17 protein-coding genes are annotated in these 17,802 nt (G+C 26.8%); 13 read left to right on the top strand and 4 right to left on the bottom strand.

The annotated features are described in order from the left end of the window. Positions 1-113 precede the first annotated feature (113 nt). Together fbp and MarbSA_RS04520 are read left to right on the top strand one after the other, a co-directional pair. Entirely contained in the window at positions 114-1,208 is a 1,095-nt protein-coding gene (fbp, locus tag MarbSA_RS04525; RefSeq protein ID WP_042702108.1) for a fructose-1,6-bisphosphate aldolase/phosphatase, read from the top strand. A gap of 217 nt (positions 1,209-1,425) precedes the next feature. Continuing rightward, the gene (locus MarbSA_RS04520) at positions 1,426-2,397 is read left to right on the top strand and encodes an FkbM family methyltransferase (protein ID WP_221061952.1); all 972 of its coding nucleotides are present in this window, start codon (positions 1,426-1,428) and stop codon (positions 2,395-2,397) included. Positions 2,398-2,874: 477 nt separating this feature from the next. Here the strand turns inward: MarbSA_RS04520 and MarbSA_RS04515 are convergent, their stop codons facing one another. From MarbSA_RS04515 to pgsA, 3 genes are all read right to left on the bottom strand, one after another. Continuing rightward, positions 2,875-3,120: a DUF357 domain-containing protein gene (locus MarbSA_RS04515; protein WP_231624266.1), complete on the bottom strand. Its 246-nt coding sequence runs from the start codon at positions 3,118-3,120 to the stop codon at positions 2,875-2,877. A gap of 154 nt (positions 3,121-3,274) precedes the next feature. Continuing rightward, positions 3,275-3,508: a DUF357 domain-containing protein gene (locus MarbSA_RS04510; protein ID WP_054835731.1), complete on the bottom strand. Its 234-nt coding sequence runs from the start codon at positions 3,506-3,508 to the stop codon at positions 3,275-3,277. 39 nt (positions 3,509-3,547) lie between these two features. After that, the gene (gene pgsA / locus MarbSA_RS04505; protein WP_042704420.1) at positions 3,548-4,132 is read right to left on the bottom strand and encodes an archaetidylinositol phosphate synthase; all 585 of its coding nucleotides are present in this window, start codon (positions 4,130-4,132) and stop codon (positions 3,548-3,550) included. A gap of 159 nt (positions 4,133-4,291) precedes the next feature. Between pgsA and MarbSA_RS04500 the strand changes: the two genes are divergently transcribed. From MarbSA_RS04500 to MarbSA_RS04490, 3 genes are all read left to right on the top strand, one after another. Beyond that, positions 4,292-4,897, top strand: coding sequence for an L-threonylcarbamoyladenylate synthase (locus MarbSA_RS04500; RefSeq protein WP_221061951.1), 606 nt, complete (start codon positions 4,292-4,294; stop codon positions 4,895-4,897). 468 nt (positions 4,898-5,365) lie between these two features. Next, a complete protein-coding gene (radB, locus tag MarbSA_RS04495; RefSeq protein ID WP_054835738.1) occupies positions 5,366-6,073 on the top strand; it encodes a DNA repair and recombination protein RadB in 708 nt (235 codons plus the stop codon). Between the two features lie 249 nt (positions 6,074-6,322). Beyond that, on the top strand, positions 6,323-7,474 hold the full coding sequence (locus tag MarbSA_RS04490) for a pyridoxal phosphate-dependent aminotransferase (protein WP_221061950.1): 1,152 nt from the start codon (positions 6,323-6,325) through the stop codon (positions 7,472-7,474). 186 nt (positions 7,475-7,660) lie between these two features. Here the strand turns inward: MarbSA_RS04490 and MarbSA_RS04485 are convergent, their stop codons facing one another. Further along, the gene (locus tag MarbSA_RS04485) at positions 7,661-8,815 is read right to left on the bottom strand and encodes a homocitrate synthase family protein (RefSeq protein WP_221061949.1); all 1,155 of its coding nucleotides are present in this window, start codon (positions 8,813-8,815) and stop codon (positions 7,661-7,663) included. Positions 8,816-9,178: 363 nt separating this feature from the next. Here MarbSA_RS04485 and nifH point away from each other — a divergent pair, with 363 nt between their 5' ends. From nifH to MarbSA_RS04445, 8 genes are all read left to right on the top strand, one after another. Next, a complete protein-coding gene (gene nifH, locus MarbSA_RS04480) occupies positions 9,179-10,009 on the top strand; it encodes a nitrogenase iron protein (protein ID WP_042702093.1) in 831 nt (276 codons plus the stop codon). A 299-nt stretch (positions 10,010-10,308) separates the two neighbouring features. Further along, a complete protein-coding gene (locus tag MarbSA_RS04475) occupies positions 10,309-10,626 on the top strand; it encodes a P-II family nitrogen regulator (RefSeq protein ID WP_221061948.1) in 318 nt (105 codons plus the stop codon). Between the two features lie 189 nt (positions 10,627-10,815). Next, positions 10,816-11,184, top strand: a complete 369-nt coding sequence (locus tag MarbSA_RS04470; protein WP_042702089.1) for a P-II family nitrogen regulator — start codon at positions 10,816-10,818, stop codon at positions 11,182-11,184. 112 nt (positions 11,185-11,296) lie between these two features. After that, on the top strand, positions 11,297-12,700 hold the full coding sequence (locus MarbSA_RS04465; protein WP_221061947.1) for a nitrogenase subunit alpha: 1,404 nt from the start codon (positions 11,297-11,299) through the stop codon (positions 12,698-12,700). Between the two features lie 37 nt (positions 12,701-12,737). Beyond that, positions 12,738-14,117, top strand: a complete 1,380-nt coding sequence (locus MarbSA_RS04460; RefSeq protein ID WP_221061946.1) for a nitrogenase component 1 — start codon at positions 12,738-12,740, stop codon at positions 14,115-14,117. Positions 14,118-14,191: 74 nt separating this feature from the next. Next, the gene (nifE, locus tag MarbSA_RS04455; protein ID WP_244987892.1) at positions 14,192-15,574 is read left to right on the top strand and encodes a nitrogenase iron-molybdenum cofactor biosynthesis protein NifE; all 1,383 of its coding nucleotides are present in this window, start codon (positions 14,192-14,194) and stop codon (positions 15,572-15,574) included. Between the two features lie 207 nt (positions 15,575-15,781). Continuing rightward, positions 15,782-17,230 carry a nitrogenase component 1 gene (locus MarbSA_RS04450; RefSeq protein ID WP_221061945.1) on the top strand — a complete coding sequence of 483 codons (1,449 nt, stop codon included), beginning with the start codon at positions 15,782-15,784 and terminating at the stop codon, positions 17,228-17,230. Between the two features lie 131 nt (positions 17,231-17,361). Next, complete coding sequence (locus MarbSA_RS04445) at positions 17,362-17,679, top strand: NifB/NifX family molybdenum-iron cluster-binding protein (protein ID WP_042702078.1); 318 nt, start codon at positions 17,362-17,364, stop codon at positions 17,677-17,679. Positions 17,680-17,802: the final 123 nt, after the last annotated feature.

The raw sequence follows: 17,802 nt of genomic DNA, 5'->3' as shown, positions 1-17,802 counted from the left end.
CAATTAAATGGTTTATTAATCATTTATTAATCATTAGATAATTATTGTTAAAATTATCTAGAATATCATATTCTTGTATTAAATTAATTAAAATCAATTTTTGAGGTAATATAATGAAAACAACTATTAGTGTAATTAAAGCAGATGTTGGAAGTATTTCTGGTCATTTAGTAGCTCACCCAGCTTTACTTGAAACTTGTGATGAAGTTTTAGGAAAAGCTCTTGAAGATGGCTTATTAGAAGATTATTATATAACTCGTTGTGGAGACGATATTGATATGATAATGACTCACAGAAATGGTGAAGAAAATGAAGAAGTTCATGAAACTGCTTTCAATGCTTTTATGAAAGCTACTGAGTTAGCTAGAGAATTAAAATTATATGGTGCTGGTCAAGATTTATTATCCGATACTTTTTCAGGTAACATTAAAGGTATGGGTCCTGGTGTAGCTGAAATGGAATTTAAAGAAAGACCAAGTGATCCTGTTATTGTTTTCTGTTGTGATAAAACTGAGCCTGGTGCATTTAACTTACCTTTGTATAGATTGTTTGCTGACCCATTTAATACAGCTGGACTTACTATTGATCCTAGTATGCATGATGGATTTAAATTTGAAGTATTCGATGTTATAGAACATAGAAAAGTAATGCTTAGTTGTCCTGAAGAATCATACGATTTACTTGCTCTTTTAGGTTCCACTGGAAGGTATGTTATTAAAAGAATCTTTAAAAAGAATGGTGAAATTGCAGCTAGTATGAGTACTGAAAGATTGAACTTAATGGCGGGTTCTTATGTTGGTAAAGATGATCCTGCAGCTATTGTAAGAGCACAATCTGGTTTTCCATCAGCTGGTGAAGTTGTTGAACCATTTGCATTCCCTCACTTAGTTAGTGGATGGATGAGAGGTTCTCATAATGGTCCTTTAATGCCAACTGCTCAATATGACGCTAATCCTATTAGATTTGACGGACCTCCAAGAGTTATTGGTTTAGGTTTCTCTATAGCTGATGCAAAATTAGGATTACCTGTAGATTTATTTGACGACCCTGCATTTGATAGAACCAGACAACAAGCTTCTGATATAGCTGATTATATGAGAAGACATGGTCCTTTCGAACCACATAGATTACCAAGTGAAGAAATGGAATATACTTCTTTACCTGGTGTTTTAGAAAAATTAGAATCAAGATTTGAAAAGATGGAATAATTTAATCAATAATTCCATTGATTTTTCTTGTTTTATTACTTTATTTTTTTTTCATTGATGTTTTATTAATATTTTATTAATAATTTATTGATGTTTTATTATATTTTATTTAAGTAAATAATATAAAACAAGATTTTTTTATAGATAATTAACATAGAGAATGCTCTTTATAATTTTTATTAAACAAATTTAAAAAATCTTTTAAGAAGGTATTTTTATGGATATAGGGATTTATAAAAATTTAAGACCAAAATATTTGATATTTGTTATTATTAATGGGATGAGAAGATACTTCACTAATATCCAATTTAGAAGAGGGGGGGGGGTAATTAGTGGAATTTTATTTATCCTTGGCTTAAAAAAAGAAATTAAAATTGATATTAAAAGATTAGGAGAAGTAAATTTTTGTAATACTAATAATCAAAGAAAACTTTGCAGTTTTATTTTTAATAAACCTCTAAAAAATATATCATCACAGGGTATTGAAAATATTAAACAATTGATTGAATGTATTGATGAAGATATAATTACAATTAATGGTGTTAGTTTTAATAACTCAGGAGGAGTGTTTATACAGCTTCTTTTTGAAGTATTTATCTGGGAAGAATATTATTTAGATGAATGCTTAGAAAGTGAAAAAACTGTCATTGATGTTGGTGCAAACATTGGTGATTCTTCACTATATTTCGCAAATAAAGGTTATACTGTTTTTGGATTCGAACCAATTTCAGAAGTTTATAGTATAGCTACTGAAAATATTAATCTAAATCCTGAATTAAAAGATAATGTAACATTAATAAATAAAGCTGTTTCATGTAAAAAAGGAAAAATTAAAATATATAAAAATCCTGAAAATTCCGGAGGACATTCAGGTTATGGATCTAATAATGAGTATAATTATGATGAGTTTGATCTTGTAGAAACAACTACATTAGGAAATATAATTAATGAGTATAATATTGATCCATATGCACTTAAAATTGATTGTGAAGGATGTGAAGTTGATATTATAATGAATTCTGATCTTTCAGATTTTAAAATAATTTATTTTGAACACCATAATTTTTTAACTGGCATTAACCATGAAATTTTGGTAAATAAGTTAAAATCTGAAGGATTTATGATAGTTGGTGAAAATAAGTTTAATAAACAAGTTGATACTATTTTAATGAGAAATAACTTTAAATAAAAATTATTATCATTCTTATTATCATTTTTATTAATATTCTATTTCTATTTTTATTATTTTGATTTATATTAATTTTTATTAATATTTTATTAATTATTTATATTATAGTATTACTATATATAATAATGTTTAATATATTATGTATAATTGAAATTATTAAAAATAGTAAATTTGGCAAAAGTCATGGAGGTAACACTTCATGAGCATATATCTAAAATTTTTCTTAATTAGGATTTAATAAGGATTTTGTTCTTTAAAAAATAATAAAAAATCTTTATCATCTAAAATTAAGCTCATAAGAGTTTACAATCCGATGAATCATAAAAATAAATTAGTCCTAATTAACTACTTTCAAATATATAAACATGAATTAGTATTTAAAGTTTTTTCATGAATATTTATTATAAACTTCACAAATCCTTAATTTAAATGTTTAAGAATTTATTTGAAAATTAAATAGGTTTTATAGCTTTATAGTTAAATAAATTCATGAATAATTCTTAAAGTATCAATTAAACCATGACTGTAGCTAATACATTCAAAGGAAGTTATTTCATCTCCTTTTTCAAGGTAATATTTGCAATCTTCTCTATAATCTTTTGCTCTTGAAATTGCTTCTTTTTCTTTTTTAGAAAAATTAATACCTTCAATTTCTTTAAGATTAGCTTCTAATTTATCAATATCCTTTAATATTTTTTCTTTCCATTCAAGATGGTCTATCATTTATACACTCCTTTTTTACTATTGCCTATTTTTCTCTAGTTTTTCAATTTTTCCTAATTTTTATATATTTTTATAAATTTCACAGATTTTTTACTTTTCATATCTTTTATTCAATTTTTTTTTACTTTTCAATGACTTTGTAAGAGTATTCTTATTAATTTATATGGTGATTGAGAAGTATTGCATCAACTAGTCCATGTGCATAGGTTATACATCCAAATGATGTTAGTTCATCTCCTTTTTCAAGGTAATATTTGCAATCTTCTTTATAGTTTTCTGCCCTTCTTATTATCTCTTTTTCCTCTTGGCTTAATTTTATGGATTCTACTTTTTCAAAACTTTCATCAAGTTTTTCAATATCAATTAAAATTCTCTCATTACAATCCATTATTCAACCTTCTATCCTTGATTATATATCTATTTCTTATTACAGTCCTATTCTCTCATAACTTGTTTTTTTCCAAACATGATGTATTCTTTGAGCTACAGTTATATATGAGAGTATGATAAGTATTATAATAGTCCAGTTCATAAAGATACTTCCGAATAGCCATGCAATAAATGCACCTACCATTAGGATAATGAGTCTAGTAGCTCTTTCAGCTATTCCTACATTACACTCAATTCCCTTTGCTTCAGCTCTTGCTCTAACATAGCTAACTGTAATTGCTGAATGAATAGCTAAAATTCCAAGCAACCATGAAGTATAACCTCCCCAAATTATCCCGATGATTATTATAGCATCTGAGAATCTATCCATTGTAGAATCAAGAAAAGCTCCGAAATCAGATGTTTTATTATGATATCTAGCTATTGCTCCATCAAAAACATCAAAAACTCCGCTTATAAGGATAAAAATCCCTCCTAATAATAAATTCCCAGTTCCAAAGAATATTGCAGATATAATGGCAATTAAAGGGGAGATTAGTGTTAATATATTTGGATTTATATTTATTCTTTTGGCAAAAGGTTCAAGGATTTTTTTTAATAGTGGTCTAAATCTTTCTAACATTGCTATAATATATGAAAACAAATATTTATATAAGTTTTTATATATGAATACTCATATATCAGACTCATTTATAATGAATATTTTTTATAATGAATATTTTTTTATAATAAATGTTTTTTAATCAATATGTATTTTAATTTTATAAGTTATGTGATTTAGATGAAAATAGTTCAAATGGATCAAAATAATCCTGATTTAGATTTAATTGATGAAGCTACCGAAGTTTTAACCTCTGGAGGAGTTGTACTTTATCCTACTGATACTGTTTATGGATTGGGTGCTAATGTTTTCAATGAAAAAGCTGTTGAAAAGGTTTATAATATTAAAAATAGAGATTATTTTAAACCATTATCTGTTTGTGTTTCTTCAATTGATGAAATATTGTTAATAGCTGATGTAGGTAATAATAAAACTCATCAAATTCTTAAAAACAATTTACCAGGCCCCTTTACTTTTATTTTTTATAAAAAAGAACCAATTCATAACTATGCTACTAAAAATCATAAAGTAGGAATTAGAATTCCTGAAAACATTATTTCTAGAAAATTAACACAAAGTTTCCCTATCACTACTACTAGTGCAAATTTATCTGGAAAAAAAACATTGAATAATCCAGATGAGATCATTAATCAGCTAAATGAAGGCATTGATTTTGTAATTGATGTAGGTCGTTTAAAGCAATCTGAACCTTCAACCATTGTGGATTTGACTAGAAAAGAACCAAAGATATTAAGAAAAGGTTCAGGTATTCTTAAATCCTTTTAATAATGTTTCATTGTAATCCTAATGATATTTTTATAGTAATTTAATAATAAGTTTAATAATAATTTTAATTATAATTTTAATTTTAATTATAGTATTATGTATTATTGGTATAGTATTAATAATAGTATTAACAATATTAATATAATAAATTCACATATTTTTAGTTTTATTTATAATAAATTTAACTTATATATAATATATAACTTATATATAATACAAAAATTATGCTTTAAAAAGTTAAAATTTATAAGAAATATTATTTATAGAAAAATTTATAGAAAACTTCTAAACATTTAGTTAAAATATTATTAAAAGATATTCAAATATAGTTTAAATATAGTTTAAATATAATTTAAAGATAGATTAGAAATAATTTAAATTGTTTAAATAGCTTTAGATAGTTTCAAAGCTTTTAAATAGTTTAAAATAGTTCAAAAAATAATTTAAAGATAATTTAAGGGAGATAATATGAAATCATTAGCAAATATTAGTAATCCTTCAAAAATTCAGACCAATTCTTCTTTGGATCTTATATTGGGTGGAGGGATTGAAAAAAGAAATATAACTCAATTTTATGGACCTCCTGGATCTGGTAAAACCAACATATCTCTTGATTTAGCTGTACAAGTAGCAAAAAATGGGAAAAAAGTAGCTTATATAGATACTGAAGGTGGAATATCGATTGATAGGGTTAAACAATTAGCTAAAAATGATTTTGAGGTTATATCTAATAATATAATTGTATTTGAACCAAATTCTTTTCAGGAACAATCGAATAATTTAAAAACAATTGAATCATGGATCAATTCTAATGAAGATGATATCGATTTAATTATTATAGATTCTGCAGTTGCATTATATAGATTAAAAGAAGGTAAAAAATCTAATCTTTTAAATAGGGAATTAGGAACTCAAATGGGTTCATTATCTCGGATGGCTCGTAAATATGATATTGCAGTTGTAATAACTAATCAGATTTATTCTACATTTGAAGATGAAAGGTCAAGTACTATTATACCTGTTGGTGGAACTATACTTAGGTATTGGAGTAAAATAATTGTTGAATTATCTAAATCTGGTATAAATGGTCAACGTATAGCTACTCTTAAAAGACATAAATCAATAGCTGAAGGCACAAGTATTAAATTTTCTATTACTAATAATGGTATTGAATAAATATTATGATATCTATTATGTGTTTTATTTCTATTTTTTATTCTTTTATTTACTTTTTTCTTATATATTAAATTTTAACCATTAGTTTTATAAATCATTTCAAACATAAATATTTTTGTTATAAAATTAGTTTAAAATTATTATAATACACATAAATTAGTTTAAAATTACTATATTATTTTAAAATTTTTATTCTTATTAAAAATTTCTTAAATATTAACATTTTATTAAATAACATTTTGTGATAATATGATCCAACCAAAAAAATATGCAAAAGCTGCCAAAACACCTCCAAAAGGATTCAAATCAGCTAATGAATTTTTTGAACATGTTTTTAATGATAAAGATATTATATGGATGGGTCAAAATACTAATCATCTTCATAATAAGAATTATATAATGGATGCAATGGTTAATTGTGTTGAAAGTAAGGAATATTGTAAATATCCTCCTCCTGAAGGATTTCCTGAGTTAAAAAAATTGATTTTAAAAGATCTTAATTTAGAAGATATGGATATCTTAGTAACTGCTGGGGGAACTGAGTCCTTATATCTCTGTATGAATGATATTTTGGAACCAGAAGATAATGTTATAACTTGTGACCCAGGCTATTTAATTATTGACAATTTTGCAAGTAGATTTTCTAATAAAGTCATATCTGTTCCTATTTATAGTGGTGATAATGATTATAAATTAACTCCTGAAATTGTAAAAGAATATATGGATGATAACACAAAAATTATCGTTCTTATAGATCCTTTGAATCCTTTAGGTAGTTGTTATACAGAAGAAGAGATTAAAGAGTTTGCTAAAATTGCTGAAGAAAATGATTTATACTTATTACATGATATCACTTATAGGGATTTTGCTCGTGAACATTTTTTAGCTGCTCATTATGCACCAAATCATACTATAACTATTTATAGCTTTTCAAAAATTTTTGGAATGGCAGGTCTTAGGATTGGTTCAATTATAGGAATAAAAGAAACAATAAATTCGGTTAGAACTATTCTTATCAATGATTTAGGTACTAATTTGATTGCACAAGCAGGAGCTATTGCAGCTTTAAAGTCAAAAGATAGTTGGATTGATGAGATTACGAATATTACTCGAAATAATCAAATTTTAATTAAAGAATGTGTTGATGAAATAAAAGGAGTTTTTATTCCAGTTTATCCCTCAGATGGTAATATGTTAGCTATTGATCTGAAAGCTACTGGAATTAGTCCTAAAGAAATGGCAAACTATCTTTTGGATAAAAAAATATTTACAAGAGAAGGTAATTATACAAGTAAATTATTTGGAGATAATTATCTTAGAGTTAGTTTTTCAATTCCTGAAGAAAAAGTTAAAATATTTGTTAGAGAATTTAAAATTGCTGTTGAAGAATTAAGAAAATGATTCAAAAAAGAATCATTCCTAACATCTTTTGTAAAATTTTTTAGTTTATATGATCTATAATTATATAATTTTTATTATTATAAAATATTTTTATTATATTTTTATTATTAGATTTTTTTATTATTATAAGATTAAGATTTGTAATATTAAGAAATCTTTAATTTTTTAATAATTTTAAAAACGTTTTTATATTTTTTCTACTATTTCTTTGAGAATATTGTCGTTTATTATATTTCCATTTTCACTAGTTTCTTTTACTATTTTAAGGATTTCTGGGATTTTATTTTCTTTTATCTTAATTCCAAATTGATTTAATTTTGATTTAATTGCTTTTGATCCAGAATGCTTTCCCAATACTAAGTTTCTTTCTTGTCCTACTATTTTTGGTGAAAATGGTTCATATGTAAAAGGATTTTTTATTACTCCATCTACATGTATTCCAGATTCATGCTTGAAGATATTTTTTCCAACTATTGGCTTGTTAAAAGGTATTTCTATTTTTGTATACATTTCAACTGTTTTTGATATTTTTTTTATTAGTTCTGTGTTAAATTCAAGATCTATTCCATATAAAACTTTTAAAGACATGATTAATTCTTCAAGAGGAGTATTACCTGCTCTTTCACCAATCCCATTTATTGTTGTTTCAACAATATTTGCTCCAGCTAATAATCCAGAAATAGCATTTTGCTGAGCCATACCAAAATCATTATGGCAATGGAGATTTATGTCAATTTTTATGTCTTTTCTCAATTCTTTTACTAGATATTCCATTCCTTGTGGTGTTATAGCTCCAACTGTATCTGCAATATGAACTCTATCTACTTTTCTTTCTTGTGCTTCACTGTAAATCTTTTTTAAGAAATTTAAATCAGTTCTAGTTGCATCTTCAGCTGAAAATCCTACATATAAACCATGTTCTTTTGCATAATCTATAATATCCATACTTTTAATTATAACTTCTTCTTGGCTTAATTTTTTACATCCTAATTGAATTTCTGAAGTACCAATAAATATTATTGTTCCATCAACTCCACATTCCAAACTTGCGTCTATATCCTCCTTTTTTGCACGAGATAAAGTAATAGTTTTTGAGTTTAGACCTTCATTAACAATATTTTTAATAGATTTTTTTTCTTTTTCTGAAACTGGTGGAAATCCTGCTTCAATTTGAGGTATTTTTAATTTATCAAGTAAGATAGCTATATCTAACTTTTCATTTTCACTTAAACTAACTCCCGGGGTCTGCTCTCCATCTCGAAGTGTTGTATCACATATTGTTATATTTTTTGGAAAGTTGCACTTTGCTTTCTTATTGTATGGACTTATATAATCTTCCAAGTTTTCACCTTTTTTTATTATTAAATTTTTAACTATTTTTGAACAGTTGAACAATATATTTGTTCAAATATTAAACTTTATTATAATATATTTTGATTTATCTTTGCATTGTTAGCACAATATTTATATATGATGAACTACAATATAAAGTTGTCGGAATACGGAAACCGTTTTCCTACTGTTAGGTAATTAAAATATTAAATTTAAAATTCTAAATTTAAAATTCTAAAAATCTAAAATTTGAAATGTTAAAGTATTAAAATATTAAAAATTTTTAAAAAGTAATAGTATTAAAAATAGTATTATAAATCATACTAGAATTAAGGAAAATTAAGATGCTAAAAATTAAGATGGTAAGATAAGATGGTAAGAAAAATTGCAATCTATGGAAAAGGTGGAATTGGAAAATCAACTACAACTCAAAATACTGCAGCTGCAATGGCTCATTTTCATGATGAAAAAGTAATGATTCATGGCTGTGATCCAAAAGCAGATAGTACTCGTATGATTCTTAGAGGTAAAATGCAAAAAACTCTTATGGATACTCTTAGAGATGAAGGTGAGGAAGCATGTATGGATCTTGATAATGTTATGAGTGTAGGTTTTGGTGATATTAAATGTGTTGAATCTGGTGGTCCCGAACCTGGTGTAGGTTGTGCTGGTAGAGGTGTTATTACAGCTATAAACATGATGGAAATGCTTAAAGTTTATGAAGATAATTTAGACTTTGTTTTCTATGATGTTCTTGGAGATGTTGTTTGTGGTGGTTTTGCAATGCCTATTCGTGATGGTAAAGCCGAAGAAATTTATGTTGTTGCTTCTGGTGAAATGATGGCATTGTATGCAGCTAACAACCTTTGTAAAGGTATGGTTAAATATGCTAATCAGAGTGGTGTTCGTTTAGGTGGAATTATATGTAATAGTCGTAATGTTGATGGTGAAAAAGAGCTTATTGAAGAATTTTGTAAAAGAATTGGAACTCAGATGATTCATTTTGTACCAAGAGATAATATTGTCCAAAAGGCAGAATTCAATAAAAAAACTGTTACAGATTTTGACCCTGAGTGTAATCAAGCTTCTGAATATAAAGCTTTAGCAGATAAAATTATTCATAATGATAATTTTGTAATTCCTGAACCTTTAAAAATGGAGGAATTAGAAGAATTAGTTGTAGAATTTGGAATTTTAGATTAATAAAACTATTAATAAACTAAATAATATTAATAAGATTAATTAAATCTTAAAAAATTAAATAAATTAAAATAAATTAGATAAACAGATGAATTGATTAAATAATTAAATATTAAATTATTAAAATTAATTTAAGGTTGGAATTGTTAAAAGGTTTATTATAAGAAATTATCTTTAAAATAAGATTATTTCTAAGGTAGGATTGTCTTTAAAGTAGGATTATTTTTTAGATTATTTTAAAAATAGGTTATTTTAAAGTAGAATATTTATTTTTTTTTAATTTAGAATTGGGAGAGTATTAAATGAAAATGATTCGAGCCATTATAAGGCCTGAAAGAATTGAGCACACAGTAGATGATTTAGATGAGGCAGGATTTTTTGCTCTTACAAAAATTGATGTCATAGGTAGAGGTAAGCAAAAAGGAATTCATCAAGATAATATTAGCTATGATGAGCTACCTAAGAGACTAATAATGTTGGTTGTAGAAGATGAATCTGTAGATCAAGCTATAGATGTAATAACAGAATCTGCATTCACTGGAAATTTTGGGGATGGTAAAATCTTTGTAAGTCCTGTTGAAAAAACTTATACAGTAAGAACCAGATCTGAAGGCATATAGATCAAATTTCATTAATTTTACTTTATTAAATTTTTCTTGATTAGAAATTATTAATTCAAGAATTTAATTCATTATTGAAGTTATGCCATAAAGTCATATTATTTTTATAAATTATTATTAAAAAATTGTTGAATTCATAAATTATTAAATTAACATTATTAAATTCATATTAATTGTAAGGTTATTCATATGAAAGAAATATTAGCTATTATTAGGCCAGGAATGATTTCTAAGACAAAACAAGTCTTAGATGCATTAGGTTATCCCTCTATAACAGCTACAAGTGTTGTTGGCAGAGGAAAACAAAAATCATTTATTGATGAGGTTAAAGTTATTAAAAACAATGAAGAATTGTATTCCTACAATGATCAGATGAGATATGTTCCAAAAAGATTGGTAATGCTTGTAGTTCCAGATGAAGACGTAAATTTAGTCGTAGAAGCACTAATGAAAGTTAATCATACTGGAAACTACGGAGACGGTAAAATCTTTATTTGTCCAATTGAAAATTCTGTAAGAGTAAGAAACAAGGAGGAAGGATTAGAAGCAATACTCTAATCACCAAAACTTATCTATACGAAAATATTTGGATATAGCTATATGAATATTAGGAAATAAATATTGGAAAAATGAGCATTGGGAGTTTATAAAAGATATTAGGAGATTATTAATGCCACATAAGCTATTTGAAATAGATAAAGAGATACCTGAAAGAGAAAAACATATTTACATAAAACATTGCTCTGATGAGGATAATGAGATAGATTGTAATAAAAGCACAATACCAGGTTGTATGACTGAACGTGGGTGTGCTCTTGCTGGAGGTAGGGGAGTTATTACTGGAGCTATAAAAGATGTAATAGGTCTTGTACACAGTCCAGTAGGTTGTCAATACTACACTACAGGAGTAAAAAGGTATCCATCAAAACCACAACTTCCAAATGGGAAAACATTCCCAATTGATAACTTTAATTTAAAATATAGTTTTGGAACAGATTTGAAAGAGGCGAATGTTGTTTTTGGAGGAACAAAAAAATTAAAAGAAGCTATTATTGAGTCTAATAAAGAATATCCTTTTGCTTCAGCTATTTATGTTAATAGTACATGTACTACAGGATTAATTGGTGATGATGTTGATGCTGTTTGTAAAGAAATGACTGAAGAATTAGGTAAAGATGTTGTAGCTTTCAACACACCTGGTTTTTCTGGTGTTTCTCAATCAAAAGGCCATCACATAACAAATGATGCTGTTTTTGATCGTTTAGTTGGTACAAAAGAACCACCTAAGACTACAGGCTATGATATTTGTTTAATTGGAGAATATAATATAGATGGTGACTTATGGGTTCTTGAGAAGTATCTAACTGAAATGGGATTAAATATTTTGTCACGATTTAGTGGTGATGCAAGTCATGATGAATTATGCTGGATGCATAGATCTAAATTGAATCTTGTTAGATGTCAGAGATCTGCAACTTATATAGCTGATTTAATAGAGGAAAAATATGGAGTTCCTTATAAAAAAGTTGATTTCTTTAGTACTGAGTATTGTGATGATAATTTGCGTATGTTAGGTAGATATTTCGGTTTAGAAGAAGAAGCAGAAGTTGTTATTGAAAAATATCATGGAGAAGTTAAAGAAGAATTAAAATGGTATAAGGAACAGTTATCTGGTAAAAAAGTTTATATTTTTTCAGGAGGACCAAAAAGCTGGCATTTATCTATTCCTTTAGAAAAAGAATTAGGTTTGGATATTATTGCTGTTGCATCACAGTTTGAACATTTAGATGGGTATGATAAAATGAAAGCAAGAGTTAAAGAGGGAACAACTATTTTAGATGATCCTAACAGTTTAGAGTTAGAAGAATTAATTTTAACTAATAAACCTGATTTGATTCTTGCGGGTATTAAAGAGAAATATTTGGCTTATAAACATGGAATACCTGCAATACAAATACATAGTTATGAAAATGGACCTTATATCGGTTATGAAGGATTTCTTAATTTAGCTAAAGATATATATAATAATATTAATGCTCCAGTATGGGAATTAATGGATTTTGAAAGTGAGTGAATTGGAAATGAATAAATGTATTTGGAAGTGAATAAAAATGAGTGTTAATGTATACAAAAGGGATAGACAAGTAACAATAGACCCACTTGTAACATGCATGCCCTTAGGGGCAATGTGGGCTGTTCTTGGAATAAATCATGGAGTGCCACTAGTACAAGGATCCCAAGGTTGTAGTACTTTTGCAAGGTATCACCTTGCAAGACATTTTCGTGAACCAATTGAAATAGCTGTTAGTAGCTTTCATGAATCAACAGCTGTCTTTGGAGGTAAGAAAAACTTAAATATAAGTCTTAAAACTCTTATACAAAGACAAAATCCTGAACTTATAGGAGTTATAACAACATGTAGTTCAGAGATTATTGGGGATGATGTTTATGGATTTGTAGATTCAAACAAACAAGAATTAAAAGAGTTAGGATATGATAACACTGAAATTATACCTATAAATACTCCTTCTTTTGCAGGAAGTCATTTTGCTGGTTATGATAATGCTATTGATGCATTAATTAAAAATTTAGCTACTCCTAATGAGAATATTGAAGATGACAACAATATTAACATTATACCTGGTTTATTGAATCCTGGTGATGTTAATGAAATAAAACATATGTTGGATTCAATGTTTGTTCCTTACACAATGTTAACTGACATTTCAGAAACATTTGATTCTCCTTTAAATCCAAAAAAACAAGGAACTCCATATTTTGGAAAAGGAGGAACTACAGTTAATGACATAAAGAATATATCAGCAAGCAAAGGAACTATAAGTATAGCTAAGTATGCTAAAACAGGAGCTGAAACATTAAAACAAACACATAAAGTCCCTGCTGTAACAGATAATTTACCTCCAATTGGTATTAAAGGAACTGATGAATTTCTTAAGACTGTGAATAAATTATCTGGATATGATATTATTGATACTTTAATGACAGAAAGGGGTTTAACATTAGATTTAATGGCTGATGTAAGTGCAAGATATTTAGCAGGAAGAAAAGTAGTAATATTCGGTGATCCTACACTTGTAACTGGATTAACATCTCTTGTAATAGAGTTAGGAATGGAAGTTGTAATGGTAACCACAGGATCAGAGGAAAAAACATTCCCTACAGATATTGAAAGTATAAGTAAAAATCAAAGCATAGATGTATTCTCAGAAGGAGATTTGAAAGTAGTAGAAGATTATGTAAAAGATAAGGATAATGGGGTAGAATTAATATTAGGTTCAAGTGAAGCTAGATTCATAAATTATGATACAGGAATTCCATTAGTACGTTTTGGATTTCCAGTTTATGATAGGGTGGGATACCATTCACAACCAATTGTAGGATATCGTGGTGCTAAACGTGTTGTTGAAATGGTAACTAATGAAGTTTTAGCAAAATATTATGAAGAAAAACACTGGAAGTTACAACAATAATAAGATAAAAATTGTAAATTAATATAAAAATTACAAATTATAAAAATTAAAATAATAATGGAGATTTTGTATTTATGGAAAGACATGATAGTGTGAAACCTATAATTGAAACATTTGAGGAACGTCAAAGCCATATGTGTATTAAAGGTGGAGGACTTTCTCTTCCTGAATGTGATAAGCCAGGAATTCCTGGAACAGTTACACAAAGAACTTGTGTATTTGGAGGAGCAAGAATTGTGCTCATGCCAATCACAGATTCAATACATCTTGTACATGGTCCAATAGGATGTGCATCATGTACTTGGGATATTAGAGGAAGTAAATCTTCAGATTCAAAATTATATAAGAAAGGATGTTCAACTGATTTAAAAGAAAAAGATATTGTTTTTGGAGGTGAAAGAAAGTTATATGACTCAATAATTGAACTTAATAAATTACATAATCCTGGAGCTATTTTTGTATATGCAACTTGTGTTTCTGGTGTTATTGGAGATGATATAAATAGTGTATGTAAAGAAGCTCAAAAAATTACTGGATGTAGAGTCATTCCTGTACAATCTGAAGGTTTTAAAGATCATAATAAAACAAAAGGGCATTGGATTGGATGTGATTCATTAATTGATAATGTTATAGGAACATCAGAACCTGATCAAGATTCAATTACTCCATTTGATATTAATATAATTGGAGAATTTAATGTAGCTGGTGATTTATGGGGTATTAAACCACTATTAGAATATTTAGGCTTAAATATTATAAGTACTGTCACTGGAGACTCAAAAATTGAGGATATAGCTAAATCCCATAGAGCAAAATTAAATATAGTGCAATGCCAAAAATCTTCAAATTATTTAGCTAAGAAAATGAAGAAAAAATATGGAATTCCATCAATTAAAGTTAATTTTTTTGGAATTGAAAGTACTATAACTTCTATAACTGAAATTGCTGAATTTTTTGATGATGAAGAAATGAAAAATAGGGCAAATAACTTAATTGAAAATGGACTAAAACATTTAGATAATAAATTAGAAGAATATAGAAAAAGATTAAATGGAAAAACTGTTGCTTTATATGTTGGAGGAAATAAAGCTTGGTCTTTAGTTAGGGCATTTGAAGAATTGGGAATGGAAGTTATAATGTCTGGAACAAAGAATGGAATAAAAGAGGATTATGAAAATATCAAGAATATAGTTAAAGAGGGAACATTAATCGTCGATGATGCTAATTCTAATGAGTTAAGAAAGCTATTAAAGAAATTAAAACCAGATTTGCTTATTTCAGGAGCTAAAGAGAAATATATAGCTTTAAAATTAGGTGTTGGATTTTGTGATTTTAATCATGATAGAATTTCTGCTTTTGCAGGATTTAAAGGCTTTTTAGAGTTTGCAAAAGAAGTTGATGGTGCTGTTTCAACATCTGTTTGGAATGTTGTATCTAAAAGTATATATGATGAATAATCTTATGTCAAAGACCTATATTTTGTGAAGAGTTATACTTTATGAAAAATTGTATTTTATGAATTATAATTATTAAGAATTATATTTGAGGAAAGATTATAGAATTGATAATAATTAGTATGATAATATTAATTTTAATAAATAAAATAGTTTTAAGATATAGGCTAGTTTTAAAAGTGAAATTATGGAGATATTGGAGTTATATTAATGGAAAAAAATCAAGATTGTTGTGAATTTGAAGAAAATAGATATATTAGTGATAAAAAGTTTGCAGTGGAAAATCCTGCAAGAATGTGTCAACCTATGGGTGCTTTACAGGCAATAATGGGATTGAAAAATGCCATGCCTCTTATACATGGTTCTCAGGGTTGTGCTACATACATGAGATTTCAGTTGATTAGACACTTCAGAGAACCTATAGAAGTATCATCATCAGCACTTAATGAGAAAACAGTTATTTATGGTGGAGAAAACAATTTATTGAATGCACTTAAAAATGTTTCTGAGAAGCAGAATCCTGATATTGTTTGTGTAATGAGTAGTTGTTTAACAGAAACTATCGGTGATGATATTGAAGGTATTATAAGTAAATTTGAGGATGCAAATATTGGTATGAAATTGCCTAAAATGGTTTCTGTTTCAACTCCCAGCTTTTCTGGATCTCATATTGAAGGTTATGATAAGGCAGTTCTTGAACTTGTTAAAGATTTAGGTAGATTAAATATTCCAAATGATAAAATCAATCTTATAATGGGGAATTTATCTCCTGGAGATATTAATGAGGTTAAAAAATTAATAAATGACTTAAATGTTTCCAGTATAATTTTAACTGATACCTCTTTAAATCTTGATGCTCCATTAGATGAAGATACATTAGAACTGCATAAATATGGAACCTCATTAAATGAAATTGAAGATACTCCTAATTCTAAAGGAACAATATCATTATCTAAACATGTTGATTCAGCTGGAAAATATCTTGAAAAAAATTTTGATGTTAAATGTTTTTCAGAGAATTTACCATTAGGTATCAAAAATACTGATAGATTTGTAAAAAATGTATGTGAATTAATGAATATTAAAATTCCAAAAAAAGTAGAAAGAGATAGAGGAAGACTTTGTGATATTTTAGTTGATTCTCATGCTTATAATTACAGAAAAAAGGTAGCTATTTTCGGTGACCCTGATATGGTTATTGGAATAGCTAATATAGTTAGTGAAATGGGAATGATTCCTGAAGTTTTATGTATTGGTATGGAAAGTGAAAGATTTATTAATGATGTTGGCAATATTAAAGAATTTTCAAATGAAATTGATTATAATCCTATTATTTTAGAAAATAGTGATTTATTTGATTTAGAAAATATTTTAGATAATCATGATGTTGATATTTTATTTGGAAATGCTTATGGTGCATCAATAGCTGATAAAAACAATATTCCTTTATACAGGATAGGATTTCCTATTTTTGATAGAGTTGGTGCTCAAAGAATTTCCTGCCTTGGATATACTGGTGGAATAAAATTTGTTGATGAAGTAACTAATATGATAATTGATTATTATTATGATTTTGAAGGTTACAAGTTAGATGAAGAAGAAGAGATTGTTTTTGGTGATATTGCTACTGAAGAAAAACACATTGAGGAGAAATTTTAGTTTTAAGGTGTTTAATTTTATGATATGTATTTTTATATAATAGTTATATTGATTGTGAATTGTGATTTATGAATTAGTAATTATGATTATGTATTAAAAAAATAGTATTATTGTAGGTATATGGTGATATTATGATGGTAGCAGTTGCTTCTACTGATGGGAAAAATATTGATCTTCATTTTGGAGATGCTGAACAATTTTTCATCTTTGATGTTAAGAATAGTGAATTTTTAGAACTAAGAAAAAAATCAAACATTCGATTAGAGGATCATACAGACAGGTGGAAAGAATCAACAGACCTTATAAATGATTGTAAAGTAGTATTATGCAAAAAAATAGGCAAAGAACCTCATATTGAACTTAGAAAGATGGGAATTAAGGTTATAATGCTTGATTGTAATGTAGATGATGCATTAAAAGAATGTCATAATCATTTAAACCTTTCTTAAGTCTAATATCTATTTAACGATTAAATATTTTTATTTATTATTACTATTTATTGTTAATATAATATTTTTTAAAACATTTGAATTGATTTTATTTTGATTATCTAGTTTTATTCTTTTAAACAT

This window comes from Methanobrevibacter arboriphilus, assembly GCF_019669925.1.
In the GTDB taxonomy this organism is placed as follows: domain Archaea; phylum Methanobacteriota; class Methanobacteria; order Methanobacteriales; family Methanobacteriaceae; genus Methanobinarius; species Methanobinarius arboriphilus_A.
The sequence above is the reverse complement of the archived record's forward strand: the minus strand, read 5'-3'. Positions and strand labels throughout refer to the sequence as shown.